This is a genomic window from Marinactinospora endophytica, from assembly GCF_054780875.1.
The window spans coordinates 20,225-32,822 of the sequence record NZ_BAAGVM010000005.1 but is presented as its reverse complement, the minus strand read 5'-3'; the positions used below and the strand labels follow the sequence as shown (position 1 = coordinate 32,822).

Genomic DNA, 12,598 nt, shown 5'->3' with positions numbered 1-12,598 from the left:
TCCTCACCCCAGGGCGCGAACCGAACGGCCCGGCTCAGCCCTCCTGCCGGTAGCCGGCCAGGAAGCGGCCGATACGGCTGATCGCGACCTCCAGGTCGTCGGCGTGGGGCAGGGTGAGAACTCGGAAGTGGTCGGGCCGCGGCCAGTTGAAGCCGGTGCCCTGGACGACGTGGATCTTCTCCTGCAGCAGCAGGTCCAAGACGAAACGCTCGTCGTCGCGGATGGGGTAAACCTCGGGGTCCAGACGGGGGAAGGCATACAGCGCCCCCTGGGGCTTGACGCAGGAGACGCCGGGGATCGCGTTGAGCGCGGCCCAGGCGCGGTCGCGCTGCTCGGCCAGCCGGCCCCCGTCCAAGACCAGGCCCTGGATGCTGCGCTCGCCTCCCAACGCGGCCGGGATCGCGTACTGGGCGGGCACGTTGGGGCACAGCCGCATGCCGGCGAGCATGGTCAGCCCCTCCAAGTAGTCCTTGGCGTGGCGGCGCGGGCCGGTGACCACGACCCATCCGGCGCGGAAGCCGGCGACCCGGTAGGCCTTGGAGAGCCCGCTGAAGGTCAGGCACAGCACGTCGGGGGCCAGGGGGGCGAGGTGGTGGTGGACCAGACCGTCGTAGAGGATCTGGTCGTAGATCTCGTCGGCGAAGACGACGAGGTGGTGGCGGCGGGCGAGGTCGAGGATGCCCTCCAGCAGTTCGCGGGGGTAGACCGCGCCGGTGGGGTTGTTGGGGTTGATGACGACGATCGCCTTGGTGCGGTCGGTGATCCTCGCGGCGATGTCGTCGAGGTCGGGCCACCAGTTGGCCGACTCGTCACAGGTGTAGTGGACGGCGGTGCCGCCGGCCAGGCGGGTGACCGCGGTCCACAGCGGGAAATCGGGGGCGGGGACGAGCACCTCGTCACCGTCGTCCACCAGCGCCTGTACCGCCATGGTGACCAGCTCGGAGACGCCGTTGCCGAGGAACACGTCCTCCACGCCGACGTCGTCGAACCCGCGGGCGCGGTAGTGGTCGACCACGGCCTGGCGCGCGGGCAGGATGCCGCGCGAGTCGCTGTAGCCGTGGGCGCGGGAGAGGTTGCGGGTGATGTCGTCGAGGAGGGCCTGGGGGGCCTCGAAGCCGAACAGGGCCGGGTTGCCGGTGTTGAGGCGCAGGACGCTGTGCCCGGCCTCCTCCAGGGCGTTGGCGTGCTCGATCACCGGACCCCGGATCTCGTAGCAGACTCCGGCGAGTTTCCCCGATTGCTTGAACTCCATTGGGCGGCCTTTCAGCTCCTCGCGTCCCCGTGACACGACGATGCTACTTGGTTCTACCAAGTCAACGCTTGGAAAGTCCAACCGTGTGGTTAGACTGCTTGCCATGCCGCGCCGAAGCTACGCCCACTACTGCGCCGCCGCCCGTGCCCTGGACGCCGTCGGGGAACGCTGGACACTGCTGATCGTCCGCGAACTGCTCGCCGGGCCGCGCCGCTACACCGACCTGCACGCCGACCTGCCCGGCGTCAGCACCGACGTGCTGGCCGCCCGCCTCAAGGAGATGGAACGCGACGGCCTGGTCGAACGGCGCCGCCTACCCGTCGGCGCCCACGTCTACGCGCTGACCCCGCGCGGCCAGGGCCTGGCCCCCGTCCTCACCGCCCTGGCCCGATGGGGCGCCGACCTGCTCGGCGAACGAGGCCCCACCGACGCGCTACGCGCCCACTGGTTCGCGCTTCCCCTGCTGGAACACATCGGCACCGCAACGGCCGGCCTGGCCGGAACCGTCGAGGTCCGCCTGGACGAGGGGACGTTCCACCTGGAGGTCGGCGACGACCCGAACGCCCCCACACCGGCGCGCAAGGACCCCGCCCCCACCGTCCCCGCCGCCCGCCTGGCCATGGACACCGCCACCGCCACCGACCTGGCCGGACGCCGCGTCTCCTTCGCCGAGGCCGTGGGGCAGGGGCGGATCTCGGTCGAGGGCGCGGGGCCACTCGCCGACGCGCTGCGCGGCGTCACGGCCACCGCCTAGCCCCGGCCCTCCGCCGCCCGACGCAGCCGGACACGCAGCGCCCGCTGGGCCAAGAGCCCCAGCTCCTCCAGGACCACCGCCAACGCGGCGAGCCGCGCCAAGGCGTCCAGGGCGCGTTGCGCGCCCTGTTCGTCCACCCCCTCATAAAGCTCCAGGCCCATGAAGGAGGCCGCCACAGCGCGGGCCAGGCCGTGCACGTCCACGATCCCCTCCACCGCGCTACCGGCCAGGACCCGCTCCAGCACGCCCTCGATCTCACCGACCCACATCTGTAGCCCGGCCGCGATCGCCGCGGCCAGACGCGGATGGGTCCGAGCGCCGGCCAGCAACTGGGCCAAGACGGCGACGTGGCCCTGCTCCCGCTCCTGGGCGTGCAACCGGCGTCCCAGCTCCAGCAACCCACTCAACATCGTGACCTCGGCGAACCCGTCGCGGTAGCGCGCCACCCGCTGGCGGGCGCCATGGTGACAGGCCGCCACGAGAAGCCCCTCGACACTGCCGAAGTGGTAGAAGACGAGGGCCTGGTTCACGCCCGCGGCGGCCGCGATGGAACGGGCCGAGATCGCGGCGATGCCCTCGCGCCCCAGCGACCGCAACGCCCCCTCCAGCAGCCGGGTCCTGGTCTGCTCGCTCACAGACGGACCTCCTCGCGCCGGGGACGCAGATCCGAGCGCACCGGCCGCCCCGCGGTGGGAACGTAGTCGACGCTGAAGGAACCCTCATACCCGAACAACGGCCCGAACCAACGGTTGACGACCCTCACCCGCACCCGGAAGCACCCGGCCCGTTCGTCGTAGGACTCACACACCTCGGCGTCACCACCGACCAACGAGGGGACGCGGACGTCCACGACGCCCTCCCGGAACCGGTGCTCGCCGGAGCGGATCAGCAGCGAACCGTCCTCCCCGGCCCGCAGCTCCAGGTCACTGGCGAGGTGCTGGTGGGTGCCGAGGTAGTCGACGACGCCCCCGCGCCGCGGGTCGAACACCATGGTCGCGTCGAAGCGGCGCCGGCGGGCGGGGAAGAAGAAGGAGTGCGCGAAGGTGACGGTCTCCCTGCCGTGCGAGTCGAGGTAGGGGAAGTTGACGATGGTGAAGGGAACACCGCGTCCGGTGTCGGGGACCAGGATGTTGCGCGTCGCCCCCAGGGCCAGGAACGGCCGCACGAACGCCCCACCACGCCAGTCCCGCTCCATGGTGCCGAATCCCACGCACGCCTGCCCGCTGTCCAACCCGACGGAGAAGCGCCGTTGCAGTCGAGGGTGGAGCCGGGCGAAGTCGGGGCCGAGCGCCCGTTGGAAGATCGAGGTCATCGGGTCTCCAGACGTCGAAGGAGCGCGGTGGCGACGCCACGACCAGGCGAGTGCGCCCGGCCGAGGGAACCGGCGGCGTCCCGGCCCGCCAGGAGCCCCGTCACCGGGTGGTCAAAGACGCGCCGCCGATGACCACCGCGCCTTCCGGCAGGGCGGCCGGGGTACGCGCGGAGGGGGGCGCGACGACGCGGCGCCATCGCCACGACGCCCTGCCCCGGCGGAGCCGAAGCAGCGCGACACCACAGGCGGGGGAGAGGGGCGTGGCAGTGGCGGGTTCGGGGATCTCGGGCGCGCTCCCCGATGGAGCGGAGGTCGGCTCGGGTCCACATCTCGGCGTACAGGCCCATGGCGGCCTCCACGGGAACAGAGAGAGTTTGAGCGTTCGCTCAAACACGATCGTGAACCTAGACCTTCTTGAGCAGACGCTCAAGACCGGGTCCCTGGCCGCTTACGGCCGCGGCCCCCTCACGGAACCCGCCTCCCCACCGCCGCGGGGAGGACTCACTCGAGACGGCGGCCCGCCTCCCCGGCCCCGCCCGGCGGCTCGACCGCGGCGGCGTGCAGGCCGCGCGGCCGGTAACTGCGCCAGCGCAGGGGCAGGAACAGCGGAACGACCAACGCGAGCGCCAACGGCAGGTACAGCCCCAGCTCGGCCAGCCGCCGTGCCCCCTCCAGGCCGGGAAGCCACGACAGAGCGGCGGCCGACCCCGGACGGAGCAGGAAGGCGACACTGACGGCGGCCAGGACCAGACCGGCCCCACCCGGCAGGAGCGGCGTGAGCCGGGGAGCCACCAGGACACAGGCCACCAGCAGCGCCACCACGCCGAGCACGCCCACCACCACGACACCCTCGCCCGAGAACAGGGAGCCGCCCGTCTCCACCAGCTCCCCCAGACGAGGCGCCGACCAGCCGGTGACCACCAGGATGAACAGGGCCATGACCACGCCGGTCACACATCCCACGATGTGGCGCACGGATCCTCCCCTCGGAGGGGCCGCCACCGGCGGCCCGGCGTCACGGCCCACCACGACCGACAAAACCGCCGCCGGCGCCTTGCGGCGGAGCGGACCGTCCCCACCGCCGATCCTACGCCGCGCCCCCGCGACGAGACCGGCTCGCCCGAACCGGACGCCTCCACACCGGTCAGGGCCGCGTCCTGACCTGCCCGGGAAGCAGCGCGCACTAGGCTTGACCACGTGAACGACGCAGACAACCCCACCGACCCCGCCCAGGACCCCGGAGTCATCGAGCTGGCCGGCCGGGTCTTCAACCTCGCCCGCAGCGGCGACACCCAGGCCCTGCGTTCCTACCTGGACGCCGGCGTCCCGGCCAACCTCACCAACGACAAGGGCGACACCCTGGTCATGCTGGCCGCCTACCACGGCCACGCCGAGACGGTCGCGCTGCTGTGCGAACGCGGCGCCGACCTCGACCGGCTCAACGACCGCGGGCAGTCCCCCCTCGCCGGCGCCGTCTTCAAGGGCGAGGACGAGGTCGTGCGCACCCTCGTCGAGAACGGGGCCGACCCACGGGCCGGCACCCCCTCCGCGGTCGACACCGCGCGCATGTTCGCCAAGACCCACTACCTCGACCTCTTCGACGCCGGGCAACAGTGAGCGCGCGTCCCGGGTCTCCTCGACGACCCGGGACCGGCCGGCCCGCGCGGCCCGGCGCCATCCCGGCCGCCCCGCGCCGCGACAACAACGGCAGCGGGCCGAAACAGGCGCCCCCGCGTTCGGCGGCTCCGTAAAGGATCGGCGGGGACGACGACCCGATCACGGCGAGGCTCCCCACGCCGACCGCCGCGCATCGACGCCCCGGCCCGGAGCGCCCCCGCGAACGGTCCACGCGCCGCCGGCCCCGGATCGACGCCGAGGCAATGCCCCGCTGCCCGACGAGGGCCGAGGGGCCGCACCGTGGCCGGCCAGGCCGACCACGGTGCGGCACGGGGACGGACACCGCCGCGTACCACGGCCCGGCCCGGCCGGCGCGGGCTACCAGCGGACCGACCGCGGCGCCGCTCCACGGCTCGACCGGCTCCCCGCCACGACAGCGCCACCCCACGCCGGCACGCGGTTCCCCCGCGGCGGCCGGCAGCGCTGCCGCCGGGCCCCGGGACTCCACACCGACCGCCACCACCACGACGCCCCGGCCCCGCCTCTCCCCACCGACGTGACCGATCCCGCGCGCCTGCGATCACGTCGGATGGCCGCCTTCCGGTAAGCGCCGAGGCCGCCATGGTGCAGCCAGGCCCCTACGGGTACGTCCGGGACACGGCGGCACGGGGAGGCGGAACGCGCCGATCCGTGATCACCGCGCGATCCCGCGCTCAGCGAGAAGACGCCGGCCGGCCCCGCCTCAGCCCTCCCACGACACCTCGCGCCCGTCCTCCAGGTACAGCGTCGTGGCGGCCTGCAAACACCGTCCGATACGCCGGGCCATCGCCTCGGGCAGCAGCCGCCCCACCTCAGCGGGGGTGGCCATGACCGCCGCCGACAGCTCCTCCGCCGGCAACCGGACCCGCTCCAAGACGTCACGGGACACCGCCCCGGCGAACACGAAGATCGTCGCGGGGCGACCATCGGGGAAGGAGTGCCGCGGCAACCAGTCCACGCACACCAGTCCCGACAGCGCCGGAACGAACCCGATCTCCTCGGCGCACTCCCGGCGACAGGCCGCCAACGGCGACTCACCCATCTCGATGACCCCGCCCGGCAGACTCCAACCGGGCTTGTAGGTGGGCTTGACCAAGAGGGTCCGCCCCTCCTCGTCACGCAGCAACGCGGTGGCGGCGCCGCGGGTGCGCGGCAGGCTCTCGAAGAACTCCAGATCGCTCACGCCTTGGGTCATGGACCCGACCCTACGCCGCCCGCCCCTCACATCCCCGCCCGCCCGCGCCCCGGGAAGGGCGCGGACAACGCCGACAACGGCCCACCCGGGCAGTCCGCCACAGCGCCTCACACCCGGCACCACCGCGCCGACCAGGCAGAACACGCGGGGAACCCGCCCTACCCGACCTGGACCACCAGCTCACCTCCCGCCCCACCCCACCCGCTACGATCACGGCGTGATCTTTCCCCGCCTTTCCGCGAGGCAGCATCGTGGCTGAGTTCCGCACGTCCCGACGGGCCCAAGGACTGGGCCTGGCCATCCTCTCCGCCCTGGCCTTCGGCGGCTCCGGCGCCGTCGCCCGCCCTCTCATCGACGCCGGGCTCGACCCGCTCCACGTCACCTGGCTGCGCCTGGCCGGCGCCGCCCTGCTGCTCCTGCCCGTGGCGCTACGCCACCGCAGCGCGTTGCGCGCCCGCCCCTGGCTCCTGCTGGCCTACGGCGCCTTCCCCATGGCGGGCGTCCAGGCGCTGTACTTCGCCTCGATCGCCCGCATCCCCGTCGGTGTGGCCCTGCTCATCGAGTTCCTGGGCCCGGTCCTGGTACTGCTGTGGGTCCGGCTGGTCCGCCGCCGGCCGGTGTCGCGCGGCTCCGCCATCGGCGTGGTCCTGGCCGTGGCGGGCCTGGCCTGCCTGGTGGAGATCTGGGTCGGCATCCGCCTGGACGCGCTGGGACTGGCCCTGGCCCTGGGCGCCGCCGCCTGCCAGGCCGGCTACTTCCTGCTCTCCGACGCCGAAGGGGACACCGTCGATCCCCTGGCCGTCATCTCCTACGGCGCGCTGACCGCCACCGCGCTGATGACCCTGCTCGCCCGCCCCTGGACACTGCCCTGGAACGTGCTGATCGGCCCCGTGGAGGTCGCGGGGAGCACGGCCCCGGCGCCACTGCTGCTGGCCTGGCTCGTCGCGGTCGCCACCGTCCTGGCCTACATCACCGGGGTCGCGGCGATCCGCCGGCTGACACCGACGGTGGCCGGCGCGGTGGCCTACCTGGAGGTGGTCACCGCGATCGTGGCGGCCTGGCTCCTCCTGGGCGAGTCCCTGACCATCCCACAGCTCATCGGCGCGACCATCGTCTTGGCCGGGGCGTTCGCCGCCCAACGCTCCATCCCCGACACCACCCCCGCCACGGCGAACGCGCAGACCCGAGACGGCCACGAACCCCCCGTGCGCGCCTGAGGACGCGCCCGCCTCAGCTACGCGGGCCTTGCGCCAAGGGCCGGTCGCTGGGCGGCGTGCGCCCCAGCCTCCTGCGCAACTCATAGGCGACCAGGACCACCGCCGAACTGCCCAGCGACGCGGCCAACGGCATGCGCTGGTCGGGCAGGAACGCCATCGCGACCAGAATCGCCACCATCCCGGCCAGGGTCACCCAGGTCAGGTACGGAAACCCCCACATCCGCAGGGTCAACCGCTCCGGCTCCTCACGACGCAACCGGGCGCCCAGGACCAGCTGGGACACCACGATCGTGATGAACAGGATGAGCAGGATCGCCCCGATCGAGGCCACCAGGAACGGGAACACCGTGTCGGGCCACAGATAGTTGGCCAGCACCGACGCATAGCCGACCACGGTGCCCAGCATGATCGCGCGCACCGGGACACCACGCCGGTTCACCCGCACCAACGCCTTGGGCGCGTCCCCCTGACGGGTCAACACGTACAGCATCCGCGAAGAGGTGTACATCGCCGCGTTGAGAACGCTGAGAACCGCGACGAACACGACGATCTCCATGATCAACGGCGCGGCCGGAACCCCCACCGTCTCCATCACCGACACGAACGGGCTGGTCGTCACATCAGCGTCGTTCCACGGCAGCACCGTCACGATGACCACGATGGAGGCGATGTAGAACAGCGCGATACGCCACAAGATGTTGGTGGTGGCCCGCGCCACCCCCGTCTCCGGCTCGTCACTCTCCCCGGCCGCGATCGTGACGATCTCCACCCCGCCGAAGGAGAACAGCACGATGACGGTCGCCGCCAGCACCGCCGACCACCCATTGGGCGCGAACCCGCCGTGCGCCCACAGGTTGTCGACGGTCGCCCCCTCAGCGCCCGGCCACAACCCCAACGCGAACAACCCGCCCAGGATCAAAAAGGCCACGATCGTGGCGATCTTGATCATCGAGAACAGCGACTCGGTCTCACCGAACACGCGCACCGAGATCAGGTTCGCCCCGGTCATCACCAGCAGCAGCCCCAACGACAACAACCACGCCGGCGCGGGAACCCACTGCGCCAGCGTCGCCGCCCCCGCCACCGACTCCGCGGCGACCAGCACGCAATACAACCACCAGTACAGCCAGCCGATCGCGAACCCCGCGCGCGGCCCCAACGCCAGACGCGCATAGTCGGAGAAGGAACCGGCCGCGGGCTGGGCGACCACCATCTCGCCCAGCGCGCGCAACGTCAACAGCACCAACGCGCCGGCCAGGGCGTAGGACAGCACCGCGGCGGGCCCCGCCGCGTGGATGACTGCCCCCGAACCGATGAACAGTCCGGCACCGACGGAACCGCCGACGGCGATCATGGTCATGTGGCGGCGGCGCAGACCACGGGCCAGGCCGAGGCCCGATCCGCTACCGGCGCCGACCGGCCCTGCTGATGGAGAATCGTGCGAGGTCACGGCCATCGAGGCTACGCCCCCGCCACGACGGGAACCGCCACGGACAGGCCGCGAACACCCCGCACGGCCCCGAAAGTGAGGAAGGCAACTCCGCGAAACCCCGGCCGCGCCGGGGGAGAGGACCGCCCCATCACCCCTCAGCGCGCCGCGCGGTCCTCGACGCGGCGCCCCGTGACGCGCTCGGCGGCGATCTCGACGTAGGCCTCACGCCGCCCGCCCGCCCAGCTGCGCAACTGCACCTCCGAACGCACCCGCTCCACCCGGCCGGGGTCGGTCAACCGCCGCGCCGGACCACGCACCACAACACTCCACCCCGTACTGGACACCGTGTCCAGCCGATCCACCTCGAAGGTCACCTCCTCTCCCAGATGCCGGGAGATCAGCCCGTCGGAAAGCGTCCGAAACACCACCGCCCCGCCCACGACCGCGAAGTTGACCGGAAGGACCATTGGCGAACGCTCACCCGGCACGCAGAAGGCGACCCGGCCCACCCCGCCCTGCGCGATCAGCTCCATGCACTGGGAGCGGTCCAACTCGCACAGCACCGGATCGGCCGCCGCCGTGCTGGCCGCCCCCGGCGGCGCCTCGGAGTACGCCCCCCGCAGATCCTCCGGTGTCGTGTCCAACGCGCGCGCCAGCCGCTCCACCGCCTGACTGCTCGGATTGGCCGGACTCTCCTCCAGGTAGGCCACATACCCGGGGTCCATGTCCGCGCGCACCGCCAGCTCCTCCAGGCTGATGCCCAGCTGGGCACGGCGGTGAGCCACCCGACGCCCCAGATCGCCCGCCGTGTTCCACCCGTCCCCGTCCACGGCCACCTCCCTCACCGATCGGCACCGCCACCACGCCCTGCCCCGCTACCCGAACCTGCACCCCCATTCACCCCCTGCACGCCCCTGGGCCCCGCCCCGATCCGCCGCTCCTCGACACCGACACGCGGCGGCCCCGCCGTGCGGAGGAGAACACGCGCGACAAGCACCTCACGCAGACGGCCGGGCGGGACAACACCAGCACCGAAGACGCGCGAAACGCCACAAACCCCGCACCACCGGCCCCGCGGCCACTTCAGGCCACACCGGCCGCGTTGCCCCACGACCACCAGGGGAATCGACGTCTCAGCAGGTCAGAGCCGCTTACACACCCGACGACACAACGGGGGAGAGGCAGCCCCACCCCCGCACGAACCCCCGGAGAGCACCCATGGCAACACCCCCCGCCACCCCCGACGACGCCTCGCCCCACGCCGCCCGCCTGGAGGAGATCACCCCCGGCGTCCACGCCTGGATCCAACCCGACGGATCCTGGTGGATCAACAACGCCGGCGCCGTCACCGACACCACCGGCACCATCGTCATCGACACCTGCGCCACCGAGGAACGCACCCGACGCTTCCTCACCACGCTCACCACCGCCACCGGCGGCGCCCCCCTCCACACCGCCGTCAACACCCACCACCACGGCGACCACACCTACGGCAACAGCCTGCTCCCCGCCACCACCACGATCATCGGCCACGAACACATGCGCCGCTCCCTGCTCGCCGACACCTTCCTGGCCCACCCCTCGCCCTACTGGCAGCCCGCCCCCTCATGGGGCGACCTCACCCTGCGCCCCCCGACGCGCACCATCCGCGACGAACTGGTCCTCACCGCCGGCCGCACCCGCGTCGAACTCCACCACCCCGGCGCCTCCGTCCACACCGGCGGCGACCTCGTCGTGTGGCTTCCCCGCCAGCGCGTCCTGTTCACCGGTGACCTGCTCTTCCACCGGGTCACCCCGATGATCGCCTCGGGCACGGCCACCGGGGCACTACGCGGCCTGAACTGGCTGTCCACCTTCCCCGCCCGCCACGTCATCCCCGGCCACGGCCGCCCCATCGACGCCGCCGACCTCCCCCGCATGATCGCCGACCACGAACGCTACTACCGCCTCGTCCTGCACACCGCCCACAACGGAGTGCGCCGCGGACTGACCCCCCTCCAAGCCGCCCTCGACTGCGACCTCGCCGAATTCGCCACCTGGACCGACAGCGAACGCATCGTCATCAACCTGCACCGCGTCTACACCGAGCTGACCCGCAGCCCCTACGACACCCGACACGCCCTGGCCGACACGCTCGTCTACAACGGAGGCCCCCTGCACACCTCCGTATGACCACACCCCGCGCCGAAAACGCCTCGACCTCCACCGCGGACCCCGCACACCCACCCGGTATACGACCCCACAGCGCAACCCCGCACGGCCCCGGGCCGAGCCGAAGACGACACGGCCCGGCCCTCACCGGCCGACAGACCTCACCGGGCCTCCCGCGCCCCGGCCCGCACCGCCAACGCCCCGTCGGCCTCCACCACGCTCACCGCCGACAGATCCGCCACCACCACATCGGCCGCCAACTCCCGCGCCCCGTGCGTGGTCGTCACCGCCACCACCCGCGCCCCCGCGGCCCGCCCCGCGGCCACCCCCACCGGCGCGTCCTCGAACACCACACACCGCGACGCGGCCACCCCCAGCGACCGCGCCCCCACCACGAACGGCTCCGGATCCGGCTTGCCCCGGGTGATGTCATCGGCCGTCACCACCAGCGGCGCCTCGATCCCCACCGCCTTCAACCTCGCCTCCGCCAACGCCCGCGTCGCCGACGTCACCACCGCCCACCGCTCCCGCGGCAACGACTCCAACAGCTCGGCCGTCCCCGGCAACATCACCAACCCGTCGGTCTCGGCGATCTCCAACTCATCGATACGCGCCACCGCGGCGGCCACCCGCCCCGGCTCCACCAGCTCCGCCACGATGTCGGCCGCCGGCCGCCCATGCATGTGGACCTCGGCCAACCGCCGCGGGCTCACCCCCCACTCCTCGGCCCACCTCAGCCAGCACCGCACCGCCGCGGGGGTCGAATCGATGAGCGTTCCGTCCATGTCGAACAACAAGGCCTCGGCCGGGATCATCATGGGCACCGAGTCTAAGCACCCCCGCCACCCCGCCTCACGACGCCGGCGACCGCGGCTCCTCACGCGGCTCGATGATCCGCGCCGTCACCGCATCGGCCGCATCGGCCACGATCTTGGTGAACACCTCCGGCTGGTCCAGGTTCACCATGTGCCCCGCGCGCGGAACCGCCAACAACCGCCCGTCCACACACGCGTTCAAGAACAGCTTCTCGTGGATACGGAAATGGTCCCGGGTCCCGTTGATCAACCACACCGTCCCCGGATAAGACCCCAGGAAGCCCAGCACGTCCATGTCGGAGATCGCGTCGATCACCCCACGCGCCGCCTCCATCGCCAACCCGCCGTCCAACACCGCCTCGGCGCCCGCCGCGTCCAGCATCAACCGGTGGAACCGCTCATTGACCGCCAGCCCCTTGTCCGGCAGCCGCTCCAACAGCACCGTGGGAATCCGGTACATGTGCGCCAACGCGTTGACCGGCCGCGCCGAACAGCTCGCCGCCACCAACCCCGCCACCCGCTCGGGATAGATCGCCGCCGTCGCGATCGACACGAACCCGCCCAGCGACAGCCCCACGACCAGCGCCCGACCACCGACCTCGTCGATCGCCTCACGCACCGTCTCCACCGCCGCCTCCAGGGTGAACCCCTCCTCACCCCGCCGATGACCGTGCCCGGGAAGGTCCGGAGCCACCACCGTGCGCCCCTGCGCGCGCAGCGCGTCCAGTTGCGGCCTCCACATGCTCCCCGAAGTCCGAAGCCCGTGGACCAACACGATCGGCACCCGCATAACCGCTCCCAACCCACACGCAAC

13 protein-coding genes are annotated in these 12,598 nt (G+C 72.4%); 4 read left to right on the top strand and 9 right to left on the bottom strand.

Going from position 1 to position 12,598, the window contains the following annotated elements; genetic code table 11:
* Positions 1-34 precede the first annotated feature (34 nt).
* On the bottom strand, positions 35-1,252 hold the full coding sequence (locus tag ACYVHU_RS10830; protein ID WP_498948236.1) for a pyridoxal phosphate-dependent aminotransferase: 1,218 nt from the start codon (positions 1,250-1,252) through the stop codon (positions 35-37).
* A gap of 103 nt (positions 1,253-1,355) precedes the next feature.
* Here ACYVHU_RS10830 and ACYVHU_RS10825 point away from each other — a divergent pair, with 103 nt between their 5' ends.
* Entirely contained in the window at positions 1,356-2,006 is a 651-nt protein-coding gene (locus tag ACYVHU_RS10825) for a winged helix-turn-helix transcriptional regulator (protein ID WP_498948235.1), read from the top strand.
* Here the strand turns inward: ACYVHU_RS10825 and ACYVHU_RS10820 are convergent.
* From ACYVHU_RS10820 to ACYVHU_RS10810, 3 genes are all read right to left on the bottom strand, one after another.
* Positions 2,003-2,641 (bottom strand): TetR/AcrR family transcriptional regulator, encoded by a 639-nt coding sequence (locus ACYVHU_RS10820; RefSeq protein ID WP_498948234.1) that lies wholly within the window; start codon positions 2,639-2,641, stop codon positions 2,003-2,005. The two genes, ACYVHU_RS10825 and ACYVHU_RS10820, sit on opposite strands and share 4 nt — an antisense overlap.
* A complete protein-coding gene (locus tag ACYVHU_RS10815) occupies positions 2,638-3,318 on the bottom strand; it encodes a DUF4166 domain-containing protein (RefSeq protein ID WP_498948233.1) in 681 nt (226 codons plus the stop codon). The genes ACYVHU_RS10820 and ACYVHU_RS10815 overlap by 4 nt, the downstream gene beginning before the upstream one ends.
* A 501-nt stretch (positions 3,319-3,819) precedes the next feature.
* The gene (locus ACYVHU_RS10810) at positions 3,820-4,293 is read right to left on the bottom strand and encodes a hypothetical protein (protein WP_498948232.1); all 474 of its coding nucleotides are present in this window, start codon (positions 4,291-4,293) and stop codon (positions 3,820-3,822) included.
* A gap of 222 nt (positions 4,294-4,515) precedes the next feature.
* Here ACYVHU_RS10810 and ACYVHU_RS10805 point away from each other — a divergent pair, with 222 nt between their 5' ends.
* Positions 4,516-4,935: an ankyrin repeat domain-containing protein gene (locus ACYVHU_RS10805; RefSeq protein ID WP_498948231.1), complete on the top strand. Its 420-nt coding sequence runs from the start codon at positions 4,516-4,518 to the stop codon at positions 4,933-4,935.
* A gap of 742 nt (positions 4,936-5,677) precedes the next feature.
* On the opposite strand, the gene ACYVHU_RS10800 is transcribed toward ACYVHU_RS10805, so the two are convergent.
* Positions 5,678-6,169: an NUDIX domain-containing protein gene (locus tag ACYVHU_RS10800; RefSeq protein WP_078761328.1), complete on the bottom strand. Its 492-nt coding sequence runs from the start codon at positions 6,167-6,169 to the stop codon at positions 5,678-5,680.
* 251 nt (positions 6,170-6,420) lie between these two features.
* Here ACYVHU_RS10800 and ACYVHU_RS10795 point away from each other — a divergent pair, with 251 nt between their 5' ends.
* Entirely contained in the window at positions 6,421-7,386 is a 966-nt protein-coding gene (locus ACYVHU_RS10795; RefSeq protein ID WP_498948230.1) for an EamA family transporter, read from the top strand.
* A 13-nt stretch (positions 7,387-7,399) separates the two neighbouring features.
* Here ACYVHU_RS10795 and ACYVHU_RS10790 read toward each other — a convergent pair whose 3' ends face one another.
* Together ACYVHU_RS10790 and ACYVHU_RS10785 are read right to left on the bottom strand one after the other, a co-directional pair.
* On the bottom strand, positions 7,400-8,746 hold the full coding sequence (locus ACYVHU_RS10790; protein WP_498948567.1) for an amino acid permease: 1,347 nt from the start codon (positions 8,744-8,746) through the stop codon (positions 7,400-7,402).
* Positions 8,747-8,973: 227 nt separating this feature from the next.
* The gene (locus tag ACYVHU_RS10785; RefSeq protein WP_498948229.1) at positions 8,974-9,648 is read right to left on the bottom strand and encodes a helix-turn-helix domain-containing protein; all 675 of its coding nucleotides are present in this window, start codon (positions 9,646-9,648) and stop codon (positions 8,974-8,976) included.
* A gap of 388 nt (positions 9,649-10,036) precedes the next feature.
* Here ACYVHU_RS10785 and ACYVHU_RS10780 point away from each other — a divergent pair, with 388 nt between their 5' ends.
* Positions 10,037-10,990 (top strand): MBL fold metallo-hydrolase, encoded by a 954-nt coding sequence (locus ACYVHU_RS10780; RefSeq protein ID WP_498948228.1) that lies wholly within the window; start codon positions 10,037-10,039, stop codon positions 10,988-10,990.
* Positions 10,991-11,130: 140 nt separating this feature from the next.
* On the opposite strand, the gene ACYVHU_RS10775 is transcribed toward ACYVHU_RS10780, so the two are convergent.
* Together ACYVHU_RS10775 and ACYVHU_RS10770 are read right to left on the bottom strand one after the other, a co-directional pair.
* On the bottom strand, positions 11,131-11,787 hold the full coding sequence (locus ACYVHU_RS10775) for an HAD-IA family hydrolase (protein WP_078761392.1): 657 nt from the start codon (positions 11,785-11,787) through the stop codon (positions 11,131-11,133).
* Between the two features lie 34 nt (positions 11,788-11,821).
* Entirely contained in the window at positions 11,822-12,574 is a 753-nt protein-coding gene (locus ACYVHU_RS10770; protein WP_078761332.1) for an alpha/beta fold hydrolase, read from the bottom strand.
* Between the last annotated feature and the right edge of the window lie 24 nt (positions 12,575-12,598).